Origin of the sequence: Aeromonas taiwanensis (assembly GCF_000820165.1) — a bacterium.
Classification (GTDB): Bacteria; Pseudomonadota; Gammaproteobacteria; order Enterobacterales; family Aeromonadaceae; genus Aeromonas; species Aeromonas taiwanensis.
The window spans coordinates 22,956-45,212 of the sequence record NZ_CDDD01000069.1; the positions used below are offsets into that span (position 1 = coordinate 22,956).

Here is a 22,257-nt window from a genome sequence, read left to right on the forward strand (position 1 = left end):
TCACGTCAATTGAATACACTACCCCAACCAGACGCAATAGCGTATTTTTAAAGGAAAATTCAGGTCATGAGCAACATCGAAGAACGCGTAAAGAAAATCATCATCGAACAACTGGGTGTTAAAGAAGAAGACGTGAAAAACGCTGCTTCCTTCGTCGACGACCTGGGCGCTGACTCTTTGGATACCGTTGAACTGGTAATGGCGCTGGAAGAAGAATTCGATACCGAAATTCCTGATGAAGAAGCCGAGAAGATCACCACTGTTCAAGCGGCTATCGACTACATCACCGCTAATCAGGAATAAGTTCCTGTTCTGAAAGAAGCGGCCCAAGGGCCGCTTCTTTTATGTTTACCCCCTTTCAAAACACCTCTCGGAGACTACCTCAGTGTCAAAACGCAGAGTCGTGGTGACCGGCTTGGGGATGCTTTCCCCGGTAGGCAACACTGCCGAATCCAGCTGGCAAGCCCTGCTCAACGGGCAGAGCGGCATTTCCCTCATCGACCATTTTGATGCCAGCGAGTTTGCGACCCGTTTCGCAGGCCTGGTCAAAGATTTCGATCCCGAACAGTTCGGCATCAACCGCAAAGAAGCCCGCAAGATGGATCTCTTCATCCAGTACGGCGTGGCGGCGGGTGTGCAGGCACTGGACGATTCCGGCCTGGTCATCAACGAAGAAAATGCCGAGCAGGTTGGCGTCGCCATCGGCTCCGGCATCGGCGGCCTGGGTCTCATCGAGCAGAACCACAGCAGCCTCGTCAACGGCGGTCCCCGCAAGCTGAGCCCCTTCTTCGTACCGTCCACCATCATCAATATGGTGTCCGGTCATCTCTCCATCATGAAAGGCCTGCAGGGCCCGAACATCGCCGTCACCACCGCCTGCACCACAGGCACCCATGCCATCGGCATGGCCGGACGCATGATCGCCTATGGCGATGCGGACGTGATGGTGGCCGGTGGCGCCGAGAAGGCATCGACCCCCATGGGCATGGGCGGATTTGCCGCTGCCAAGGCACTCTCTACCCGCAATGACGAGCCGCAGAAGGCGAGCCGTCCCTGGGACAAGGATCGCGATGGCTTCGTGCTGGGTGACGGTGCCGGAGTCCTGGTGCTGGAAGAGTACGAGCATGCCAAGGCCCGTGGCGCCAAGATCTATGCCGAGCTGGTCGGTTTTGGCATGAGCGGCGACGCCTATCACATGACGGCGCCCCCCTCTGACGGTGACGGTGGTGCGCGCGCCATGAAGAACGCCATCAAGGATGCCGGCATCGCGCCCGAGCAGGTGGGTTACATCAACGCCCACGGCACCTCCACTCCGCTGGGCGATGTCGCCGAGCTGCGCGGCATGAAGAAGGTGTTTGGCGAGCACGCCAAGTCCCTGATGGTCAGCTCCACCAAGTCCATGACCGGTCACCTGTTGGGGGCGGCGGGGGCCATCGAGGCCATCATCACCGTGCTCTCCCTGCGTGACCAGATGGTGCCTCCCACCATCAACCTGGACAATCCGGATGAGGAGTGCGATCTGGATCTGGTGCCCCACGTGGCCAAGGCCGGTCAGTTCGAGTATGCCCTGTCCAACTCCTTTGGTTTTGGCGGCACCAATGGCTCCCTGATCTTCAAACGCGTATAATTCGCCCTGGGCGGCTTGCTACGCAAAGAGTCGGGCCCGATACCATGTATCGGGCCTTTTTTATCGGAGGGATCCACTTGCTGATTAACGGAATACCGACAGAAACCCTCAGCGCCAGGGATCGTGGCTTGGCATATGGCGATGGCCATTTCACTACCATGCTGGCGAGGGAGGGGAAGGTGGTCTGGTGGCCGGCCCATCTGGCCCGGCTGCAATATGCCAACGCCCGGCTCGGCATGGCCGATCAGCCCTGGGATCTTCTCGCCACCGAAGTGGCGCAATTGGCAGCAGGGCAGACGCAGGCTGTCGTCAAGATAGTGCTGACCCGGGGCGCCGGCGGACGGGGCTATGACTGTACCGGATGCGACACGCCGACCCGCATCGTCTCCCTGGCGCCCTACCCGGCGCATTATCATGGCTGGCAGCAGGACGGCATCACCGCCCTGGTCTGCCAGCAGCAGCTGGGAGATGTCCCCATGCTGGCGGGCCTCAAGACCCTCGGGCGTCTGGAACAAGTTATGCTGAAGCGCGAACTTGCGGCGCGTGGCGGAGTCGAAGGTATAGTATTGAACAGTCGGGGATTTCTGGTAGAAGGGGTCAGCGCAAATCTGTTTTGGCGTCGTGGCAGGACGGTGTTCACACCGGATCTCTCCCGCGCCGGGATTGATGGCATCATGCGCAAGCGTGTGATGGCGATGCTTAAACAGATGGGCATTGAACTGCGTGTCGTTGAGGCTCCTTTGGAGTCTTTATGGCAGGCCGAAGAAGTATGGTTGACCAATACCCTGATGGGTATAGTACCGATCACCCGCATCGGGGATGTGCACTATCCCAGCCCGGTATTGATCCGCCGTTTACAGGAGCGTTTGGTCATTGAAGTTTAATCGGCTCTACACCCTGATCGCGGGGGCGGCACTGACCGTTGCCGCCGCGGGAGGGTATGTATATTACAAATGGCAACAGGTGGAGACCCTCACCAACAAGGGGCCGACCCGCCTCTTTACCGTCGAAAAAGGCGCCCATGCGGCGCGCCTGATTGCCGAATTGGGGGAGGGGGATACCAGCCCCTGGGCGGTGCGCCTCTGGTTGCGCGGCCACCCCGAACTGGTGGCTATCAAGTCCGGTACTTACGAGATCAAGGAGGGGGCTCCGCTCAAGGAGACCCTCTCCCTGTTTGCATCGGGCAAGGAGTTTCACTTCAGCCTGACCTTCGTCGAGGGCTCCCGTTTTGAAGACTGGCTGAAGCAGCTCTCCAGTGCACCCTATCTGGAGCGCCTGACCCTGGAGCAGAGTGAGGCGGACCTGGCCCAGGAGCTTGGCATCGAAAATGGCAAGCTGGAGGGCTGGTTCCTTCCGGAAACCTACGCCTACACCACCCATGCCAGCGACATCTCCATCCTGCGCCGCGCCTATCAGGACATGAAAGCCTTCCTGGATGAATCCTGGGAGAAGCGTCAGGCCAATCTGCCCTACAAGACTCCGTATGAGGCGCTGATCATGGCCTCCATCATCGAGAAAGAGACGGGTCAGCCGGATGAGCGGGCCCAGATCGCCTCTGTGTTCGTCAATCGCCTGCGCCTTGGCATGAAGCTGCAGACCGATCCCACCGTCATCTACGGAGTGAAGGACAGGTACGATGGCAACATTCGCCGCAGCGATCTGACCGACGTGAACCCCTACAACACCTATGTGATCGACGGCTTGCCGCCGACTCCCATCGCCATGCCGGGCAAGGCGTCCATCGAGGCTGCGCTCAATCCCCTGTCGACCGACTATCTCTATTTCGTTGCCAAGGGGGGCGGTGCCCACTATTTCTCCAAGACCCTCGATGAACACAATCGGGCGGTACGCGAATACATATTGAAGAAGCCCTAATGTCTAAATTTATCGTGATTGAAGGATTGGAAGGGGCAGGGAAGAGCTCCGCGGTGCGCTACGTGACCGACTATTTACGGGCCCATGGCATCGAGCGGATCGAATGCACCCGTGAGCCGGGTGGCACGCCGCTGGCGGAGCGGATGCGGGCCATCGTCAAGGAGGTGCACGACGAGCGCCTGACCCTGGAGGCCGAACTGCTGCTGATGTATGCCTCCCGGGTACAACTGGTGGAGACCCGGATCAAACCGGCGCTGGCCGACGGCGTCTGGGTGGTGGGCGATCGCCACGATCTCTCCTCCCAGGCCTATCAGGGGGGCGGCCGCGGCATCGATGCGAACCTCATCGGCGCCATCAAGCGGGCCGTGCTCGGCGATTTCAAGCCGGACTTGACCCTCTACCTCGATATCGATCCCGCCATCGGCTTGCAGCGTGCCCGTCATCGCGGTGAGCTGGACAGGATTGAGCTGGAGCAGATCGGTTTCTTCGAGCGCACCCGTCAACGCTACCTCGAGCTGGCGGCCGCCGATGATACCATCCAGGTGATCGATGCCGGCCAGGCTCCGGCGCAAGTCAAGGTCGCCATCGAAGCGGCGCTGGCGCACTATCTGGCAAGCGAGGGACTATGTATCCCTGGTTGATCCCGGACTGGCATGCCCTGAGCCAGACTGCCCAGGCCGGACGGCTCGGGCACGCCTGGCTGCTGCTCGGGGATCCCGGCCTTGGCAAGGAGCAGCTGGCCGAGCGCCTGGCCCGACTGCACCTGTGCCAGCAACCACAACGGGGCGAGCCTTGCGGTCAGTGTCACTCCTGCCAGCTGTTCGAGAAGGGCCATCACCCGGATCTTGGCACCATAGGGCCCGAGGGCAAGACCATAGGGGTTGAAGCCATCCGCGAGATCTGCGGCCGTCTGCAGAGCACCTCCCAGCTCGGTCGAGGCAAGGTGGTGATCATCCGGGATGCGGAGCGCATGACGGAATCCGCCGCCAACGCCTTGCTGAAAACCCTGGAAGAGCCGGCAGGGGACAGCCTGCTGCTGCTGATCGCCTCCCAGGTCTCCCGCCTGCTGCCCACCATCCTCAGTCGTTGCCACAAGCATGTCTGCCAGCTGCCGTCGGAAGGGGATACCCTGGCCTGGCTGGCAGATCAGGGGCATCAGGCCACCCAGGCACAGGTGCGGATCTGCCAGGGGGCGCCGCTTCGGGTTTTGAATTACATCGAGGAGGAGCAGGACAGCGCCAGGCGTACTCTGCTCGAGGGCTTCATCTCCCTGTCGCAGACGCCCAGCCGGGCGACGAGCGTCTGTGCCCAGCTGGCTGATGCGACCCAGGTCCGGTTGCACTGGCTGCAGCTGTTCTTGTGCGATGCCCTCAAGACCCAGGCGGGCTGTGGCCACCACCAGCTGGCGATGCCGGATCTGGCGGTGCTGAGCCAACAGCTGGCGGAACGCCACGGCAGCGAACGGCTGCTCGAAGCCGAGCAGCAACTGGTCGCGCTCAAGGCGGCGTGCCAACCAGGCCAGCTCTCCAACCCCACCATCCATCTGATGAACTGGCTCAATCGCTGGTTATAAACAAGGTTGTCTATGTTACTCGTTGATTCCCATTGCCACCTCGATCGCCTTAGCTATGGCACAAAGCAGACAGACATTGCCGATGTGCTGGCCAAGGCGGCGCAACAGGACGTGGGATACTTTCTCTGTGTGAGCGTGACCCAGGCGCAATTCCCGACCATGCTGGCCGCCATCGCCCCCTATCCCCAGGTGTTTGCCTCCTGTGGTGTTCACCCGCTCAATCAGGATCCCGGTGTCGATGCACCCTTGCTGCTGACCCAGGCTGCGGACGACAGGGTGGTCGCCATCGGGGAAACCGGGCTCGACTACTTCTACTCACCGGAAAACAAGGACGTACAGCAAGTCTCCTTCCGGGAGCATATCCGGGTGGCCCGGGCCCTGAACAAGCCGCTCATCATCCATACCCGGGATGCCCAGGAAGACACACTGAGGATCATGCGGGAGGAGGGGGCGGAGCAGGTAGGTGGTGTGCTGCACTGCTTCACCGAGTCCCTCGAGATGGCCGAGGCCGCGATGGCCATGGGGTTCTATATATCCATCTCTGGGATAGCCACCTTCAAGAATGCAGCCGCCCTGCAGGCCGTGGTCAAGGCATTGCCACTGGAACGCCTGCTGGTCGAAACCGACTCGCCCTATCTGGCGCCGGTTCCCCACCGGGGGAGGGAGAACGAACCCGCATTTGTGCGGGACGTGGCCCAGTTCATTGCCGATCTTCGCCAGATCCCGCTGGCCGAATTGGCAGAGGCCACCAGTCACAATTTCTTCACGCTGTTCAAACTGGCAAAGAAATAACCTCAATCAGCCCCGCTTGTCGGGGCTGATTATTTTAAATATCCAGGCATCATCCCTCCCGGTAAAAATCAACTATCCACATCGTTATCTCTTACGACGATATCTAGCTCATGTATTTTCCGATGGACTCAGGCATCGGTATCAGAGGATGCTACGAATAGAATCCGAGAGGAAAAGGAGACAGTAAATAGAGACATCAAGTATCGATAATGAATATTATCGATACTTGATAACCTTGAAAGATCCTGTAAGATCCTACGCAACTTCACATAAAATCATCAACTTACGTGACCCATCCAACCCTCTCAAGTTCAGCAGCCCACTCATTGCAAAGTGTCTTCGACGCGCAGCTCAATAGCAGGGCGAGGCGGTTTTTACGCAGTGCCAAAGCAGGCTCTACCCTCAATGCCTACCAGGCTGACACCCGTATCTTTGTCTGTTGGTGCCAATTGCACGGGCTTGATCCCCTGCAGACTACCCATCACGACATCATGAATTTTCTCGCGGATCAGGCCGACGGTATTCTGGCGGACTGGGTGTGGCTGGACAAAGAAGAGGGGAAGGGAGAGCTGCGCAACGGGGAACCGCGCAAACCGGCGACCCTGGTGAGACGGCTCGCCGGCATCCGTTTTGCCTTCAAGCAGAAGGGCATCCACCCCATGCCGACCGAACATGCCGAGATAAAGGAGATGATGCGTGGCATAGTGCGACTCGGGGATAACCGCAAACGCAAGACGGGCGCCCTGACCCTGCAACCTCTGGCCAATGTGCTCGACGAGATAGACACTTCCAACCTGGCGGGACTGCGGGATCACACCCTGCTGCTGCTGATGTTCAGCGGTGCCCTGCGCCGCTCGGAAGCCGCCAGGATAGAGGTGGATGATCTGCAATTCGTGGGGCAGGGGATACGGCTTCGTCTCAAGCCGAGCAAGCATCAGCTCCACGAAACCGAAATCGCCCTGATCCCTGGCAAGCAATACTGTCCGGTGTCGGCGTTGCAGCGTTGGCTCACCCAGAGCAGGATCCGCGAGGGAGCCCTGTTTCGCAGGATGACCCGCTGGGGACAGCTCACAGCTGACCCGTTAGGGCCACAGGGTATCAACCTGATGATCAAGCGGCGAACCGGTCAGGTCATCAATGATCTGCATGTGAGTGGCCACAGTCTCAGGCGGGGATTCATCACCTCGGCGGTGACGGCGGGCAAGCCCATGAACAAGATTATCGAGGTGACCCGTCACAAGGACATGCGCACCCTGCAGGAGTACTTCGACGATGCGCACAAGTTCTCCGATCATGCTCTTGCGGGGCTGCTTTAAATAACCGCGTCACTGATATTTTTATGTTAAATGATATCCCATTGATCTGATGATATATTTATCCCTTCATTTGGTTCCTGAGTCGGGAGGTGAGCATAATGCTGTCATCCTTGCCTTAACACGGGAATAAGTGAGAGATAACAGCCTCCATTTTTCTATCCAGCAAGGTCATATGAGCCAAGAAATGAAGATGCGCGAGGCACAAGACAATGCCGAGCGACAGCGTCAACATGTGAAGCGCAAGCAGGAAACCCACAGCCGGCTGCAATGCTGGATTAGCAATCGCCATGCCGAGCGGTTGCAGGAACTGGGTCTCCACCTGGAAGACAGCCAGGCCTCCCTCATCGAGCAGGCGATCGATCTGCTCTACCAGCATGAGCTGGTGCCTCATGTGCGTTCGGAGAGATCGCCGGTGGAGACCCTGGAGTAGGGAAGAGAAAGGAGAAACAGGGATGCTTCGAAAAGGCATAGGGACAAAAAAAGCCAGGTACGAATTCCTTGTACCTGGCATAGGGGAATTGGCTCCTTGCAGAGCCGTGCGCTAACTGGTATGTGGATAGCCTTAAGCTTAGACAAGGCTAGAGGCATTTCAAGAACCGGCTAAATGTTCAACCAGAGTGTGGGTTTTTAAGACTCGAACAGGCGCCTTTTACCGGCGCCCGAGCTCACTCGTTGAATAGGTTGTTGTCCCGTACCAGTTCGCGGGGCAGGGCATTCTTGATGCGACTCCCCACCCATTTCCCCATGCCGAGCGGATGCCCCTGATAGCGGACGATGACCTCGCCGTTACCCGCCTCTTGCTCGGGCCAGACATCCCGCCCCATCATGAATTCCCGCGCATTGGCGACATCCAGATCGATGCATCCCCGCGTGGCCAGCGCGCCATAGGCAAGCGCCCATTCATGGGTCAACCGATATCCCTTCTTGAAGGTTTCCGCCAGCTTGATGCCGATGCGATCGAAGCGCAGCTTGCCCTGTACCTGCTCGAAGGCATCGGGGAAGAGCCAGATCTCGTCGTTGCGGCCAAACAGCTGGCCACGGGGAGCGGTCCCGAAGCTCCCCTCGATCTCCCGCAGCATGGGAACGGCTTCTTTCTCCGGCAGGGGAGAGAAGGGGAATTTGCCGAGCTTGCCCGGCTTGAACATGGTGTTGGGTACGGAGTGGTGCTTGCGCAATCTGGCGACGAAAAAACCTTCAGAATCGAAGATCTGGGGCCAAACGTGCAGGTATCCTTCCGTCGAGCAAGCCTGCTCCGCTCCCGGGAAGAGGTCTGCCAGGGAGTCGAAACTCAGGGCATCGCCGAATTTGTCCAGCAGGGATTGGCACACGGCCTGGTTCTCCTGCTCACTCAGGGTACAGGTGGAGTAGACCAGGACGCCGCCAGGCTTGAGCGCGTGGAAGGCACTCTCCAGCAAACCCTGCTGCACGGCCGCGATCTCCTCGATGCTCTCGAGGCTCCAGTTGCGCAGGGCATCTTCATCCTTGCGCACCGTCCCCTCACCGGAGCAGGGGGCATCGAGCAAGATGGCGTCGAAGGTCTCCGGCAACCACTGGCCAAAGACCTTGGCATCGAAGTGGGTCATCCCCACGTTGGTCACACCGCAGCGCTGGATATTCGCACTCAGCACCTTGAGCCTGCTGCTGGAAAACTCGTTGGCGATCAGCATCCCCTGGTTCTCCATCAGGGCCGCGATCTGGGTGGTCTTGGAGCCGGGGGCAGCGGCCGCGTCCAGCAACATGCCATCCCGTTTGATGCGTTCGCTGGCAAAGAGCGCCGTCACCGGCAGCATGGAACTCGCCTCCTGGATGTAGAAGAGGCCGCACAGGTGTTCGGCGGTGTTGCCAAGGGGGACGCTCTCGTCGCTGCGGGTCAGCCAGAAGCCGGTCTCGCACCAGGGAACGGGGTCCAGTTGCCAACCCAGGGGGGCCATGCGGGCGACAAACTCGGGCACGGCGATCTTGAGAGTGTTGACCCGGATGCTGCGCCGCAGCGGGCGACGACAACTCGCCACGAACTCCTCCATGGAGAGATGGGACGGCATGATGGCCGCAATGTGGCGGAGGAAGTGATCGGGAAGGTAGGTGTTGTCGTGCACGTCGCAATCTCGCTGACCCAAAATGAGGGGCGACATCTTACCACAGTGCGAGCATTTCCTTCAGGCGCCTTTCGCCCGGCGGTGAAAGGAGGGCCCATAAAAAAACCGGCACACGGCCGGTTTTTCATATGAGCAAGGGATCAGGGCTGGATGCGGGGGCTCCACTCCAGCCACTCCTTCTCCGCTTTGGAGTGCAGCGGATAACGGTGACCGGCCTTGACGGTGGCCCCCATCTCCCGCTCCGGGGTATTGAAGGCGATGCCGCCGGCCAGCAGGCTCTGCACGGTTTCCACCTCTATGGTGCCACCGGTCAGGCCGATGTCGGCCTTGACGCCGGAGACGTTCCAGAAGCGGCTGTTGGCTCGCACCAGGTGGGCGTACTGCCCGTCGACGTTCACGTCGATCAGCACCTCGCTGCCATCGCGGGCCAGCACCACGCCGGTGACGCTGCCCACCACCATCTTGCGAAACAGCAGAGGGCTGCCCACGCTGACGCCGTCGACGGCGGGGCTCCTGAGGGTCAGTGCCAGACCGACGGGGCCGCTCTCGCTCAGCGGGAATCGCTCCTTGCCCGCGCCCTGGCCCGGGGTGGCCTCCACGAAGGCGCCCTTGATCAGGGTGTCGAGGTGGGCGACGCCCCCCAGCCCCACCTTGGCCTGCACCAGGGTATAGCGCGCCCCGGATTGCAGGAAGCGGGGGGCATACTGCTGCGCCAGCTCGGCCTTGAAGCGCACCTGGCCGAGGGAGGGATCCAGCTCGATCTGCTCCACCTTGCCGATGTCGACTCCCCGATAGCGGATGGGACTGCCGACCCCGAGCCCCGGGTTATGATCGGCGGTCAGGGTGAGGGGTCGCACCTGGGTGCCGGCCTGCTCCTTACTGTCAAAAAGCTGATGACTGCTGCGACCGGTGCCGAGGCTGTCGAACTCGATGGCACCGCGCAGCAGGGTGGCGAGGTTACCCATCTTGACCTGTACCCCGTCGAGCCGGATCTTGCCGTCGATGGCGGCCTTCTTCCAGAACTGGGGCTGCAGCTTGAGGAGGGGGGCATAGGTGGCGTCGATCTCCAGGGTGATCGCCACGCCACCATCCTCGGCTTTCAGCCCTTTGACCTTGCCCGCTTCCAACCCCAGGTAGAACACGGGGGAGCCAATACCGATGCCGTCAGCCTGCTCTGCGCGCAGTGTCCAGCGTGCCGGCCTGGCGTTGCGACTGCCGAGCAGGGCCAGCTCCTGGCTGGGGTAGAGGCGATCGATACGCTCGCCCTGTGGTGCCTGTACCAGTTTGATCCCGCCCGCCAGCCAAGCACTCGCCGGACTGGCCTCCACCTTGAGCCCGCTGAGATCGGCCTCGACCTGCAGGGGGGACGCACGGTAGAAGCGCGCCCGCTGCAGCAGGTGCTGATAACCTTCGTTCACCAGCAGGTCGACGCGGGCATTGCCCCCCGCATCCAGGGTCAGCGTCCCCAGCTGGCCTATCTGCAGCCCCTTGAACCAGAGCGGTGCGCCCTCGCTCAAGCCGGCGAGATCGTCCGCCTGCAGGGTCAGCCTGGTGCCGCCACGCTGTGCCTGCTCCGTCAGCGTCATGGTGTTGACCTGCTCACCTGCCACGTAGTCAAGGCGGATGGCGGGCCCGGCCAGCAGGCGATCCGCATGCTTGACGCCGGACGGGGAGAGGGAGACCGTCTCCCAGAGGAGGCGGCTCTTGCCGGTCATCCGAAATGCCTGTTCAGGGTTGATCAGCGCCGTCACGACCCGGCCCTGCTCGGTCAGGCGAATGGGGTCGACCCGGCCAATCTCGATCCCTTCATACAGGATGGGCATGCCCTCCTTGATGGGGAGTTCGCCCGCCTGGATGGTGATTCGCTCGCCCCGGGCCGCCTCGGCCAGCCCCTTGTAGAGGACAAAATTCACCCCCTTCTGGGCGATGGGGGAATCCTTGGGGGAGTCAAAGGCGATGCCGCCGCTCAGGATGGAGGTAAGGCTGCCGGCCTCCACGCTCACGCCCGCCAGGCTGAAGGAGCCCTTGATGCCGCTGATGTTCCAGAAGCGGCTATCCGTCTTGACGAGGTGTTCGAAGCGCGGCTCTATCACCAGATCCAGGATCACGTTCTGGTTCGCTTCCCCGAGGCGGGTATTGATGACACTCCCCACCTCCAGCCCGCGGAAGTAGATCTTGGCCCCGATACCGACCGACCCCAGCGAGTCGGCGGTCAGGTGCAGGGTCCGCCCCTGGGCCTGATAGCCGGGGGGAGGGCCGTCCTGGGCATCGAACTCGTCCTCCAGCGGGTTGTTCTCCCGGCCGGGCTGCACGTTGATGTAGTTGCCGGAAACCAGGGTATCCAGGCCGGAGATCTCGGTGAGCGACGCCTTGGGGCTCACCAGCCAAAAGTCGGACCCCTTGCGAATGAGCGGGCGGGCGCGACTGTCGACCTTGGCCAGCACTGCTATCTTGCGACCATCCTCCGCCAGCCCCAGCTCCTGGACGACACCGATGGCCACCCCCTGATAGCGCAGCTGGGTCTTGCCCGGCAGGATGCCGTTGCCCTGGGCAAAGTTGATGCGGATCATCTGGCCGCTGCTTGCCCACTGCTGGTAGAGGAAGCCTCCCGCCAGCAAGAGGGCGATGAAGGGCAACAGCCAGACCGGGGATAACCAGCGATGTTTCTTAATGACGGGTTCAGCCCCGATCATACGGACTCCTTACATTGGCTGTGATCACAGCACATCCGACACAAAAGACATTAACGGGCCGCCTTGTCCCACAACAGGCGGGTATCGAGCATCCGGGCCGACATCATGGTGAGCACCACCACGCCGGCAAAAGCCGTCGCCCCGGGACCGGCACGCACGTTGAGCAGTACGCCGCGATCCACCAGGGCCACCATCAGCGAGATGACGAACAGGTCCAGCATGGACCAGCGCCCGATGAAATCGATGATGCGGTACATGATGAGCTGACGCTTGCGGCGTACCGGCTTGCTGCGCTGCAACTGCCAGCAGATCCACCCAAGACCCACTATCTTGCCGATGGGGACTACGATGCTCGCGGTCAGCACTATGGTGGCGATGCCGGACATCTTGCTGCGATAGAGCGCCATGATACCGCTGAAGATGGTATCGGACTGCAATAATCCCTTGTTGTAGAAGTGGGTGATGGGCAAGAGATTGGCCGGCAACAGCATGAAGGTGGCCAGCGCCAGCAGTCCCCACGTCCAGGCGAGGGAATGGGGAATGCGCATCTGCAAGGGTGTCTGGCAACGTGGGCAGCTCATGGCGCTCTGGTAGCGCACCAGCAAGCCGCAGGTATGACAGCGACAGAGCCCCAGTTTACGTGCGCTGGTCAGGGTCATTGTCTGGCTCCGTGGCCTGTTGCAGCGGGATCCGAGCCCAGTAGGGGGCGGGATCGAAGAGGATGAGCAGCGTCATGTTGAGCAGCATCAGGCAACCCAGGCTGAGCAGGCCTCCCCCCAGACGCACGTCGGCGATATCGACCAGCTTGAACAGGGCGACCAGCAGGCTGACGATGTACACCTCCAGCATGGCCCAGTGGCGGAAGACCTCGACCGATTTCAGGGTCAAGGCCAGCAGGTGCCAGCGTTTGGCGAGCCCGGATGCCAGCGCAAACACACCGAGCAGCAACCCCGTCGGTGACACCACGGCGCACCAGAGCACCAGGCTCGCCACCCAGACCTCGCTCTCTGAGAACAGCATCAGAATGCCCTTCACCAGGTTTGCCTCGGAATTGACCCCGGCCAGACGCAGGTAGATCAACGGCTCAAAAAACGCAGAGGGCAAAAGCAGGAAGCCGGTGATGGTCAGCGCCATCAACTGGGAAGGGCGAAAGGCATAGCGCCCGTAGAGGTGCTGGTGACAGCGGGGACAATGGGCGTGACGCCGCAGCGGCAACAACTTGCGTTCGATCAGCAAGTCGCAGGCCGGGCAGACGATCACGGAATGCGGATCCGACATACAATTCAACCTGTTGAAGGAATTGATAAAATTTACCCTAAAATGCCCTTCCTGTCTTGCCGCACCGCACGCCGTACCCAAGAAAAGGGGCAGATCGCCCAGTGGAGTGGGGGAGCGGCAACAATCCTGATACCACGCCCCGACTCGCCACAGCGGGCTGACCTGAGGCCCCTCACAGGGTCACCGCGGCCTTCTCGCCGACGCGGCTTGCGATACTGTATATCCATACATATACTGTATTCACTATCAAGAGGAGGACGCCGCGATGGCCGTTGAAATCAAATATGTTGTGGTACGTGGGGGAGTGGAGAAGATGACGTTTACCAGCAAGAAGGAGGCGGATGCCTATGACAAGCTGCTGGATACTGCCGACGAGCTGATGACGCTGCTGGCGGGTGCCCCCGTCGCACTGTTGCCTGAGCAGCAGGAGAGCCTGGCCTTTTACCTGGCAGAACAACGGGACCAGCTGCAACACGTGCTGCGCGGGGGCAAGGGGCAGGGGAGTGCACCAAGCGCCAGCAAAGAAGAGAAGATAGATACCATCCCTGCAAAGGAAAAGTCCCTCAAGAGCGTGGCCTGATGCGGGCGCGGGCAGGGGAACCGTCTTCTTCTGCCGCGTGATATGCATAAAAGCAGCAAACAAAGTCACTTTCATCGGTATTTACCCCGAGAATTTTCCAACCACATTGCATATTCATTGAATATTTTCATGTGCAGCGTGTTCGTCGCCATACGATATGCCATATCGCATATTGTGACAGCCGCCCTCTGGACGACCTGTGAGCCCTGATGCCGATAACCCCATTTATCGGCATCAGGATGGCGTGACACCCACTCAGTTCCATCGGCTCGAAACACAAACATCATCATGACCCATCCTCAACTTCCACCCGCCATGCCGCTATTCGACAGCGTGACCCACCTGGAAGCGGGCAATCCCCAGGTCAACCAGTATCTGGCCACCCTGAGTCTTGGCAATATCCCCGATGCAGGGCTCGTCTACGAGCTGGCCGTCGACTGGCTGCTGGAGCAGCGTCACAGCGAGAACAACTACAAGACCTACCGCAGCGAGCTCACCACCTTCCTGCATTGGTGCTTCTGCGAGGTGGCCATCAGCCCCAGGGATCTCACCAGGCGCATCATGATGCGCTATCTCGACTATTGCCAGGCGCCACCATCCGAGCTTATCGCCTATCGGAACGTGGCCCAGTTCGTGCTCGACAAGGAGTGGGGGGAGAGGCTACCCAACCCCCTGTGGCGTCCTTTCCTGGGCAAACGGGATCTGGGCCGGGAGTTGCCGTATAGCCTGAGCGAACAGGCGATGAAAACCAAGCTCGCCATCTTGTCAGCCTTCTTCCAGTTCCTTATTCAGGAGGAGTACATGGATCGCAACCCGGCACTCCTGCTGCAGCGGGTGAAGCGGCCACTCAACCAGGATGCCGGCGACGAGGCGCAATCTTTCACCGAGTTGCAGTGGTCCTATGTGATGCAGGCCACCGAACAGCTGGCAGCCGAGGACCCGGCTCAGCACGAGCGCAGCCGCTTTCTCATCTGCCTGATGTACGCCTGTTATCTGCGTATTTCGGAGGTAGCCGCGAGGCCGGGGTTCAGCCCGGTCATGAGCCAGTTCCGCCGTGATGGCAAGACGGGCGTCTGGGGCTATGACATCCCGCGCAGCAAGGGTGGCAAACGCCGTACCGTGGCCGTCTCCCAGGCGCTGCTCGAAGCCTTGGCTCGCTATCGTACCTTTCTTGGGCTCTCGCCGATGCCGGCACCCGGCGAGCAGACTCCGCTCTTCGTGCGCCACAAGGCCGCGGCCCATGGCCGCGAACAAGGCGAGCTCAATGCCAATCTCGGCATCCGTCAGCTGAGGGACCTGGTCATGGCGGTGTTCGAGCAGGCAGCCAGGTTGGCCGAGCAAGACGGCTTTGCTCAGGATGCGGCCGAGATGCGCAACCTGACCCCGCATTCCATCCGCCACACCGGCATCACCCATGACATCAACCTGCACGGTCGACCGCTGTCCCACGTGCAAGCCGATGCTGGTCACGACAGCATCGACACTACCTCCAAGTATCTGCACACTGGCAGCAGCGAACGCCACGAGAGCGCCAGCAGAAAACCGCTGGACCGGTTGCTCGACTAAGCCTGTGCACGTGAGAGATAACCAGTGACCAACAGCAGATTCATGCTCATGGGGAGGCACTGCGTCGTAAAGGCGATATTTGCCTGGATACACAGCTGATACGCCTCAAACACAATACCGCGCATAATGTATATTATGTTAAATGAAGTATCTTGGTATTCTGTCACCCTCAACCGAACTGTGTATAATAGTGGCAAATGATCCTATCCTCGACCGGATGTCTTAAGTGGCTGAATTAACATCAGAACAATTAAAACCCGCTTTCACGATTGAGCAGTTCCCTGCGCTCGGCGAACTCGAACCCATTCCTTTTGCTGCGCTGCAACCCAGAGCCATTTCGGGCATCAAGCGGTTGGCCAGTTTTGATGGCGACTGCCCGGTCATGATCCTCAACGGCTTCCCCGGTGCGGATTATGAAAATGTCTGCCAGACCCTGATTGCCTCATCCAACGGCAAGGATGGCGACCTGTTCGACCTCTGCTACACCGAGAACCTCAACAACCCGTTCAAGCCCATCTGGCTGCGGCTGCAACCGGGCTCCGGTTTCGAATTCTGCGAAATGGTCGGTGAGCTGCTCAAGCTGATGAGTCATCACCTGGATGCCGAGCGCCTGGTCACCCGGATCATTCGCAAACAGAACAATGACCCCAAGATTGTGGACTTTCTCTCCGATCTGGCGGCCCATGTGGCCCAGGGGCTCGAGTTCCAGCACCCCGTGCTCATCAACCTGCTGATCCACCATGAGGATCAGCAAGCCCCTGTCATCTATGGCCGCGACTTGAACTGGGACACCCTGTTTGGCTCCATCAACTACCAGACGGAACAAGGCTCCGTCTATGCCAACCAGCATCTGCTGGAACCGGGCCTGCTGCGCGAGGCCAACGGTGGCTACCTCATCCTGCAGCTCGACGAGTTGCTGGATCAGCCTCACCTCTGGTTCAAGCTCAAGAATGCCATGCAAAAAGGCGAGCTGGACTGGAATGCCTATCAGGAAGGCAAGACTCTCACCCCCTTCTTCACCCCGGAAGCAACGCCGATACGGTTCAAGCTGATCCTGGTGGGTGATCGACTGGATGTGGCCGAATTCCAGATGTTGGACAGAGACATGGCGGAGCGCATCTTCCTGCGAGCCGATCTGGTCTCCGAGGTGAACATAGAAGAGGACTTACCCGCGTTTCTGCAATATCTGGCCTGGTTGCGCGAGCGCTGGGAGTTGCTGGATTTCACGCCAGGTGCCCTCCTCGCCCTCTGTCGCCACGCCAGCCGTCTGTGCGATCACCAGGAGTGGCTCTCCCTCTCCGAGGTACAGCTCGGCGCCATCATGCGCATGTCCGACAGCCTGGCCCGCGAGCTGGAGGCAGACTGCGTGACCGAGGAGCACATCATGCTCGCCCTGGAGGAGCAGGATTACCGCCTCAACTATCTGGTGGAGCAATCTGATCAGGGGGTCATCGACGGCCAGATCCTGCTGCAGACCGACGGTGAAGAGGTCGGCCAGATCAACGGTCTCTCCGTGATCCAGGTCGCGGGGCACCCCTATGACTTTGGCGAGCCGGTACGCCTGACCGCCACCGTCCACCTGGGTGACGGGGACGTGGCGGATATCGAGCGAAAAGCCGAGCTCGCCGGCCACATCCACGCCAAGGCGATGATGATCATCCACGGCTACCTCTCCAACAAATTCGGTGCCGAGAACCCCTCGCCGCTGTCGGCCAACCTGGTGTTCGAGCAGTCCTACCACGAGATCGACGGCGACAGCGCCTCTCTGACCGGCCTGTGTGCCCTGCTCTCCGCCCTCGCCCGCCAGCCCATCTACCAGCACTTCGCCGTCACTGGCGCGGTGGATCAGTTCGGCAATGTGCAGGCCGTTGGCGGTGTGAACGAGAAGATTGAAGGCTTCTTCCGGGTGTGCAAGATCCACGGCCTCAACGGCAAGCAAGGCATATTGTTGCCTGGCACCAATGCCCAACAGCTCAACCTCTCCGACGAGGTGATCGCCGCCGTCGAGGCGGGCCAGTTCCATATCCACCCGGTTGATCACGTGGAAGAGGCCATCGAGCTGCTGACCGGTTGCGTCGCCGGCGAGCCCGACATGCCGGATACCCTGTTTGGCCGGATCCAGGATCGGCTGGACGAACTCAACGGCACGACAGCCAGGAGCGGCGTGCTGCGCCGCTTGCTTGATCGGCTTCTCGGCCATTAATAAAGTGATCGGAGTTGTTTGGCGAACAACTGTAAGCTAAATTGGCCCGGCTTTGACCCATATGAAGGATAAACAGCGTGACCCTAGACAACGACACCACTGCTCCCCGCCTCTCCCTGTGTGAACAGGGCAAAGAGTCCTTTACCCGTGAAGAGCTGCTTGCCTGCAGCCGTGGGGAACTGTTTGGTGAGGGTAACAGCCAGCTGCCCGCCCCCAACATGCTGATGATGGATCGCATCGTCAAGATCAATGACCACGGTGGCGAGCATGGCAAGGGCGAGATCCTGGCCGAACTCGACATCACTCCGGATCTCTGGTTCTTCGATTGCCATTTCCCTGGCGATCCCGTCATGCCGGGCTGTCTGGGTCTGGATGCCATGTGGCAGCTGGTCGGTTTCTTCCTGGGCTGGAAAGGCGGTCCGGGCAAAGGACGCGCACTGGGGGTTGGCGAGGTCAAGTTCACCGGCCAGATCCTGCCGACGGCCAAGAAGGTCACCTACAAGATCACCTTCAAGCGTGTCATCAACCGCAAGCTGGTCATGGGCATCGCCGATGGCGTGGTAGAAGTTGATGGCCGTCCCATCTACAGTGCCACTGATCTGAAAGTGGGTCTGTTCAAGGACACCACCGCATTCTGATGACTCTGGCTCGCGGCCAGAGGGATAACGTAAAGGGGCCGTCATGGCCCCTTTCCTTTTTGCAATGAGTGATGAAGCAGGTTACTTCATGAAGAGGCCTGAGCCTCGCCCTTCCATGGCGTCGCGCCAACCACCAAGCCAGTGCCCTCTGGCATCCAGGCATTGATACGGACACGCTTCTTTCTGTTTGCCGACTACGCCAGCCTGATAACCACGAGCGCGAGCTCTCTCCAGACGGTCCCGTTTCTGTCTCTTCATCATCTACGACCCTCTTCGTGGAACAAAAAAAGCGACCAGTTTTTCACCGGTCGCTTTCATCTTTACCCCAGGGGGGAGGCAGGGTCAAACAAAAAATTCCATGCTATTCAGGCGTTGTGACACAAGATACTGAACCGCATTAATTTTTCATGACACGTATTTTTATCGCTGGTGGCGGCGCAGCCAGGCGAAGGGCAACGCCAGCAGCGTCAGCCAGAACAGGCTGCCACCGCCACCACCGTCACCATCCTGACCGGTCTGGTTGTTGATCGGGGCATTGCTGACCACATAGCTGGCCGGTGTATTGCCCTGGTAGTCCGCGACAGCGGGCTTCAGCTTGACGGCCACCACGGTGGCATTGCTGCGGTTGTTCAGTTCGCTCTCGCTGTTGTAGCGATAGGCAGTTGCCGCAATAGTACCATCGCTGCTGATGCCGCTGGCGTAGGCGATGTGGTAGTAGTAGCCATTCTGGGCGCACTGCTTGTTACCAGCATCATCCGTACCACAGATCAAATCGTTGAGGTACCAGCTGTTGGCCGGGGCAGCAGCGTTGAGCAGGAAGGCCTCCTGCATGCGGTTGGTGCCATTGACCACGGGCTGGGTCTGATGACGGGAATCGCGCCAGCCAACCACCATGTTGTGATCGTTGATGGCCGCCGCCTCGGAGCCGGAGCCGGAGAGCGGATTGTCCTGCAGGGGCACCACGGCCGAGGTAGTCGGGGTGTTCAGGTTGAAGAGGAACATCTCCACCGGGCGGTTCTGGCCCTTGTTGAGGCGATAGCGCTGGTTGCCGATGACATAGCCATTGTCGTTGACGGCCACCGCCCAGCTGTGTTGCAGCTTGGCGTCGTCCTTGCCTGGCTCCCCTTCTGGCAGCGGAATGATCTTGGTAGCCCCTACGGTGCCGGCACTCAGATCCAGAGTCCAGTAGCTGGCAATGTTGCGGCCATCCAGATCCCCAGACCCTACTTCGCCGCTAGAGCTGTAACCCACGCCATACAGGGTGCCGTTGTACTCGGCAGCGCCGAGCGCGGAAGCCGTCTGCAACACCTCATCACGCTGATGGGCATAGTCGCCGGCCTGGATCAGCGTGTTAAGTGCGCCAGAACTATTAAGCAACCAGAAGCTGGCCTGGGTATCGACCCCGGGGCAGTAACGGGAATCACCGTACTCGCTGTCGTTCCCCTCGAAGCACCACTTGTAGAAGTCGCCCCCGACCTTGTGGCGATACTTGTCGCTTGCGGCGGCCCCGGTCACCAGATACTGACCGTTGTCGAGCTTCTTGATGGCGGTCGGAATGCTCAGGCCATGGGTGCTGGCCGCATCTTTCAGATCGACCGCATTGCCGTCATTGACGATGGCAAAGGCGGTGCGCAGCTTGCCATCCATCTTGTAACCCACCCGATCTGCCGTTGTCTCACCCAGCGCGGTGACTAGGCCGTCGGCCTCGGAGCCCACCACATAGCCGACGTTGCTGCGCTGGTCGACATTATCGAGGAAATCACGGCGCCATTGGTAGGCAAAACCGGCATTATCATCCCAGAAGGAGTCGCAGACGGAGCTTGAGAGGAAACAGCCCTGCTCGAAGCGGAACCGATCGACCAGGAAGTCGGCAAAATGCACGGTCGAGAAGTACTCGGCCTGCTGGTTCTTGGTATTGATCCCTATGAGGCCGCTGCCATCGGCGCTGATCACGCTGGCATAGCCTTTGACTTCGTCGTCAACGATGGTGAAAAAGGAGCTCTGTGCCGCCTGCGCATTGAGGCTGGCGCCGACCAGGATGGCCAGCATGGATAATTGCTTTTTCATCTACTTCCTTAGTCTTGATGTTTCAACGCTTCCAACTCCTCCCAACGGGAGAAGGCGTGTTCCAATGCGGCCTCTGCCGCATTCAATGCATCCAGTTTGGACTGGGTCTGCTCCGCCGGCAGGGAGAAGAAACCGGGATGGTTGATCTCCCCCTGCAAGGCATCGAGTTCCGCTTCCAGCTGCTCCAGCCGTGCTGGCAGATTATCCAGTTCCAGTTGCAACTTGTAAGAGAGTTTTCGTGTTTTTTTCGCCGGCTCCGCCGCCTGCACGACAGGCTCTGCCACCTTGGCCGGTGCCGCCTTGGCTGCCAGCAAGGAAGCCTGCTGGGCGCGGGTGGCCATCATGTCGGCATAGCCCCCGACATAATCGCTGATCCGCCCATCCCCTTCAAACAGCCAGCAACCGGTCACGGTATTGTCGATGAAACGGCGATCGTGGCTGACCAGCAGCAGGGTGCCCGGATAATCGGTCAGCAGCTCCTCCAGCAGTTCCAGCGTTTCGACATCCAGGTCGTTGGTTGGTTCATCCAGAATCAACAAGTTACTGGGTTTGAGGAAGAGTTTGGCCAAGAGTAGACGGTTTTTCTCGCCCCCTGACAAGGCCTTGACCGGGGTACGCGCCCGCTTGGGCTCGAACAGGAAGTCCTGCAGATAGCCGAGGATGTGTCGGGAGCGACCACGCACCATCACCTCCTGCTTGCCCTCCCCCACGTTGTCCACCACCGTCTTCTCGGGATCGAGCTGCTCGCGGTACTGATCGAAGTAGGCCACCTCCAGGTTGGTGCCCTGGCGTACCGACCCGCGGCTCGCCTCGAGCTGGCCGAGCAGCAGCTTGATCAGGGTCGACTTGCCGCACCCGTTCGGGCCGACCAGGGCAATCTTGTCCCCGCGCAGCACCTGCAAGTCCAGCCCCTGGAACAGGGTGCGATCCTCGAAGTCCAGGCCCAGCCCCTCGGTCTCGAACACCAGCTTGCCGGAGCGGCTCGCCTCGTCCAGCTGCAACTTGGCCTTGCCCTGCAGCTCCCGGCGCTGGGTACGCTCCATGCGCATCGCCTTGAGGGCGCGCACCCGCCCTTCGTTACGGGTACGTCGGGCCTTGATCCCCTGGCGCACCCACACCTCTTCCTGGGCCAGCTTGCGGTCGAACTCGGCGTTTTTCAGCTCCTCGACCCGCAGCCACTCCTCCTTGCCTTGCAGGTACTCGTCGTAGTTGCCAGGCCAGGAGGTGATCACGCCGCGATCGAGATCGATGATCCGGGTCGCCAGCTTGTGGATGAACTCCCGGTCGTGGGAGATGAAGACGATGGCGCCACGGAAATCCTTCAGGAACTCTTCCAGCCAGTTGATGGCGTCGATGTCCAGGTGGTTGGTCGGCTCGTCCAGCAGCAGCAGATCCGGGTCGCACGCCAGGGCGCGGGCCAGGGCCACCTTGCGCAGCCAGCCGCCGGAGAGGCTGTCGAGGGTCACGTCGGGGTCGAGATCGAGCAAGGTCAACACCTGGTTGATGCGGGTCTCGTACTGCCAGCCATTCTGGTAGTCGAGCTGCTCCTGCAACTGGCTCATGGTGCGGATGTTGGCATCGGAGGGGTCGGTCGCCAGCGCCATGGAGACGTGGTGATACTGCTTGAGCAGCTCCCCCACCCCGGCCAGGCCTTCGGCGGCATAGTCGAACACGGTGAGTTCGCTCGAGGCAGGGGGATCCTGCTCGAGACGGGTCACTTTCAAGTCCTGCTGCAGCACCAGACGGCCATCATCCAGCGGCAGTTCGCCGGCGATCACCTTCATCAGGGTGGACTTGCCCGCCCCGTTGCGCCCCACCAGACAGAGGCGCTCGCCCCGCTCTATGGTGAGTTCGGCCTGGTCGAGCAGCGGGAAGTCACTGAACGACAGGGAGGCGCCGTGCAATGTCAAAAGAGCCATGTTTGTTCCTTGTTGCTTATGAAAAAACGGGCGG

20 protein-coding genes are annotated in these 22,257 nt (G+C 60.3%); 13 read left to right on the forward strand and 7 right to left on the reverse strand.

The features are described 5' to 3' along the window. Positions 1 to 66: 66 nt before the first annotated feature. The 9 genes from acpP (at position 67) to BN1136_RS12485 (ending at position 7,613) form a co-directional block, all read left to right on the forward strand. The gene (gene acpP, locus BN1136_RS12445; RefSeq protein ID WP_005300909.1) at positions 67 to 303 is read left to right on the forward strand and encodes an acyl carrier protein; all 237 of its coding nucleotides are present in this window, start codon (positions 67 to 69) and stop codon (positions 301 to 303) included. Between the two features lie 82 nt (positions 304 to 385). Beyond that, complete coding sequence (gene fabF, locus BN1136_RS12450; RefSeq protein ID WP_043760493.1) at positions 386 to 1,627, forward strand: beta-ketoacyl-ACP synthase II; 1,242 nt, start codon at positions 386 to 388, stop codon at positions 1,625 to 1,627. A gap of 44 nt (positions 1,628 to 1,671) precedes the next feature. After that, positions 1,672 to 2,511: an aminodeoxychorismate lyase gene (gene pabC / locus BN1136_RS12455; RefSeq protein ID WP_043760492.1), complete on the forward strand. Its 840-nt coding sequence runs from the start codon at positions 1,672 to 1,674 to the stop codon at positions 2,509 to 2,511. Continuing rightward, positions 2,501 to 3,502 (forward strand): endolytic transglycosylase MltG, encoded by a 1,002-nt coding sequence (gene mltG / locus BN1136_RS12460; RefSeq protein ID WP_043760490.1) that lies wholly within the window; start codon positions 2,501 to 2,503, stop codon positions 3,500 to 3,502. The genes pabC and mltG overlap by 11 nt, the downstream gene beginning before the upstream one ends. Beyond that, positions 3,502 to 4,143 carry a dTMP kinase gene (gene tmk, locus BN1136_RS12465; RefSeq protein ID WP_043760488.1) on the forward strand — a complete coding sequence of 214 codons (642 nt, stop codon included), beginning with the start codon at positions 3,502 to 3,504 and terminating at the stop codon, positions 4,141 to 4,143. The genes mltG and tmk overlap by 1 nt, the downstream gene beginning before the upstream one ends. Beyond that, a complete protein-coding gene (holB, locus tag BN1136_RS12470) occupies positions 4,128 to 5,075 on the forward strand; it encodes a DNA polymerase III subunit delta' (RefSeq protein WP_043760485.1) in 948 nt (315 codons plus the stop codon). Before tmk ends, holB begins: the two co-directional genes overlap by 16 nt. Positions 5,076 to 5,087: 12 nt before the next feature. Beyond that, on the forward strand, positions 5,088 to 5,867 hold the full coding sequence (locus BN1136_RS12475; protein WP_043760483.1) for a TatD family hydrolase: 780 nt from the start codon (positions 5,088 to 5,090) through the stop codon (positions 5,865 to 5,867). Between the two features lie 326 nt (positions 5,868 to 6,193). Beyond that, positions 6,194 to 7,183, forward strand: coding sequence for a site-specific integrase (locus BN1136_RS12480; RefSeq protein ID WP_043760481.1), 990 nt, complete (start codon positions 6,194 to 6,196; stop codon positions 7,181 to 7,183). A 172-nt stretch (positions 7,184 to 7,355) separates the two neighbouring features. Further along, a complete protein-coding gene (locus tag BN1136_RS12485; RefSeq protein WP_043760478.1) occupies positions 7,356 to 7,613 on the forward strand; it encodes a RepB family protein in 258 nt (85 codons plus the stop codon). Positions 7,614 to 7,848: 235 nt separating this feature from the next. Here BN1136_RS12485 and rsmF read toward each other — a convergent pair whose 3' ends face one another. The 4 genes from rsmF to BN1136_RS12505 form a co-directional block, all read right to left on the reverse strand. Beyond that, entirely contained in the window at positions 7,849 to 9,279 is a 1,431-nt protein-coding gene (gene rsmF / locus BN1136_RS12490) for a 16S rRNA (cytosine(1407)-C(5))-methyltransferase RsmF (RefSeq protein WP_043760521.1), read from the reverse strand. A 140-nt stretch (positions 9,280 to 9,419) separates the two neighbouring features. Next, the gene (locus BN1136_RS12495; RefSeq protein WP_043760476.1) at positions 9,420 to 11,972 is read right to left on the reverse strand and encodes an MlaD family protein; all 2,553 of its coding nucleotides are present in this window, start codon (positions 11,970 to 11,972) and stop codon (positions 9,420 to 9,422) included. A 50-nt stretch (positions 11,973 to 12,022) separates the two neighbouring features. Continuing rightward, entirely contained in the window at positions 12,023 to 12,631 is a 609-nt protein-coding gene (locus tag BN1136_RS12500) for a paraquat-inducible protein A (protein WP_043760474.1), read from the reverse strand. Then, complete coding sequence (locus BN1136_RS12505) at positions 12,609 to 13,250, reverse strand: paraquat-inducible protein A (RefSeq protein WP_043760472.1); 642 nt, start codon at positions 13,248 to 13,250, stop codon at positions 12,609 to 12,611. The genes BN1136_RS12500 and BN1136_RS12505 overlap by 23 nt, the downstream gene beginning before the upstream one ends. Before the next feature lie 265 nt (positions 13,251 to 13,515). Here BN1136_RS12505 and BN1136_RS12510 point away from each other — a divergent pair, with 265 nt between their 5' ends. The 4 genes from BN1136_RS12510 (at position 13,516) to fabA (ending at position 18,237) form a co-directional block, all read left to right on the forward strand. Beyond that, positions 13,516 to 13,830: a YebG family protein gene (locus BN1136_RS12510; RefSeq protein ID WP_043760470.1), complete on the forward strand. Its 315-nt coding sequence runs from the start codon at positions 13,516 to 13,518 to the stop codon at positions 13,828 to 13,830. Positions 13,831 to 14,118: 288 nt separating this feature from the next. Continuing rightward, positions 14,119 to 15,396: a tyrosine-type recombinase/integrase gene (locus BN1136_RS12520; protein ID WP_043760468.1), complete on the forward strand. Its 1,278-nt coding sequence runs from the start codon at positions 14,119 to 14,121 to the stop codon at positions 15,394 to 15,396. A 226-nt stretch (positions 15,397 to 15,622) separates the two neighbouring features. Next, positions 15,623 to 17,599, forward strand: a complete 1,977-nt coding sequence (locus tag BN1136_RS12525) for a Lon protease family protein (RefSeq protein WP_043760466.1) — start codon at positions 15,623 to 15,625, stop codon at positions 17,597 to 17,599. 77 nt (positions 17,600 to 17,676) lie between these two features. Next, entirely contained in the window at positions 17,677 to 18,237 is a 561-nt protein-coding gene (gene fabA / locus BN1136_RS12530) for a 3-hydroxyacyl-[acyl-carrier-protein] dehydratase FabA (protein WP_043760464.1), read from the forward strand. A gap of 81 nt (positions 18,238 to 18,318) precedes the next feature. Here the strand turns inward: fabA and rmf are convergent, their stop codons facing one another. From rmf to uup, 3 genes are all read right to left on the reverse strand, one after another. Next, on the reverse strand, positions 18,319 to 18,498 hold the full coding sequence (rmf, locus tag BN1136_RS19920) for a ribosome modulation factor (protein ID WP_005315693.1): 180 nt from the start codon (positions 18,496 to 18,498) through the stop codon (positions 18,319 to 18,321). A gap of 159 nt (positions 18,499 to 18,657) precedes the next feature. After that, the gene (locus BN1136_RS12535) at positions 18,658 to 20,304 is read right to left on the reverse strand and encodes a DUF3466 family protein (protein WP_043760462.1); all 1,647 of its coding nucleotides are present in this window, start codon (positions 20,302 to 20,304) and stop codon (positions 18,658 to 18,660) included. An 8-nt stretch (positions 20,305 to 20,312) separates the two neighbouring features. After that, positions 20,313 to 22,223, reverse strand: a complete 1,911-nt coding sequence (uup, locus tag BN1136_RS12540; RefSeq protein WP_043760460.1) for an ATP-binding cassette ATPase Uup — start codon at positions 22,221 to 22,223, stop codon at positions 20,313 to 20,315. Positions 22,224 to 22,257 lie beyond the last annotated feature (34 nt).

What these genes read in the sequence shown, in the direction of transcription:
- acpP (WP_005300909.1), top strand. Translation starts at nt 67, where the DNA reads ATGAGCAACATCGAAGAACGCGTAAAGAAAATCATCATCGAACAACTG.
- pabC (WP_043760492.1), top strand. Translation starts at nt 1,672, where the DNA reads ATGTATCGGGCCTTTTTTATCGGAGGGATCCACTTGCTGATTAACGGA.
- tmk (WP_043760488.1), top strand. Translation starts at nt 3,502, where the DNA reads ATGTCTAAATTTATCGTGATTGAAGGATTGGAAGGGGCAGGGAAGAGC.
- holB (WP_043760485.1), top strand. Translation starts at nt 4,128, where the DNA reads ATGTATCCCTGGTTGATCCCGGACTGGCATGCCCTGAGCCAGACTGCC.
- BN1136_RS12475 (WP_043760483.1), top strand. Translation starts at nt 5,088, where the DNA reads ATGTTACTCGTTGATTCCCATTGCCACCTCGATCGCCTTAGCTATGGC.
- BN1136_RS12485 (WP_043760478.1), top strand. Translation starts at nt 7,356, where the DNA reads ATGAGCCAAGAAATGAAGATGCGCGAGGCACAAGACAATGCCGAGCGA.
- BN1136_RS12495 (WP_043760476.1), bottom strand. Translation starts at nt 11,972, where the DNA reads ATGATCGGGGCTGAACCCGTCATTAAGAAACATCGCTGGTTATCCCCG.
- BN1136_RS12500 (WP_043760474.1), bottom strand. Translation starts at nt 12,631, where the DNA reads ATGACCCTGACCAGCGCACGTAAACTGGGGCTCTGTCGCTGTCATACC.
- BN1136_RS12505 (WP_043760472.1), bottom strand. Translation starts at nt 13,250, where the DNA reads ATGTCGGATCCGCATTCCGTGATCGTCTGCCCGGCCTGCGACTTGCTG.
- BN1136_RS12510 (WP_043760470.1), top strand. Translation starts at nt 13,516, where the DNA reads ATGGCCGTTGAAATCAAATATGTTGTGGTACGTGGGGGAGTGGAGAAG.
- BN1136_RS12520 (WP_043760468.1), top strand. Translation starts at nt 14,119, where the DNA reads ATGACCCATCCTCAACTTCCACCCGCCATGCCGCTATTCGACAGCGTG.
- rmf (WP_005315693.1), bottom strand. Translation starts at nt 18,498, where the DNA reads ATGATGAAGAGACAGAAACGGGACCGTCTGGAGAGAGCTCGCGCTCGT.
- BN1136_RS12535 (WP_043760462.1), bottom strand. Translation starts at nt 20,304, where the DNA reads ATGAAAAAGCAATTATCCATGCTGGCCATCCTGGTCGGCGCCAGCCTC.
- uup (WP_043760460.1), bottom strand. Translation starts at nt 22,223, where the DNA reads ATGGCTCTTTTGACATTGCACGGCGCCTCCCTGTCGTTCAGTGACTTC.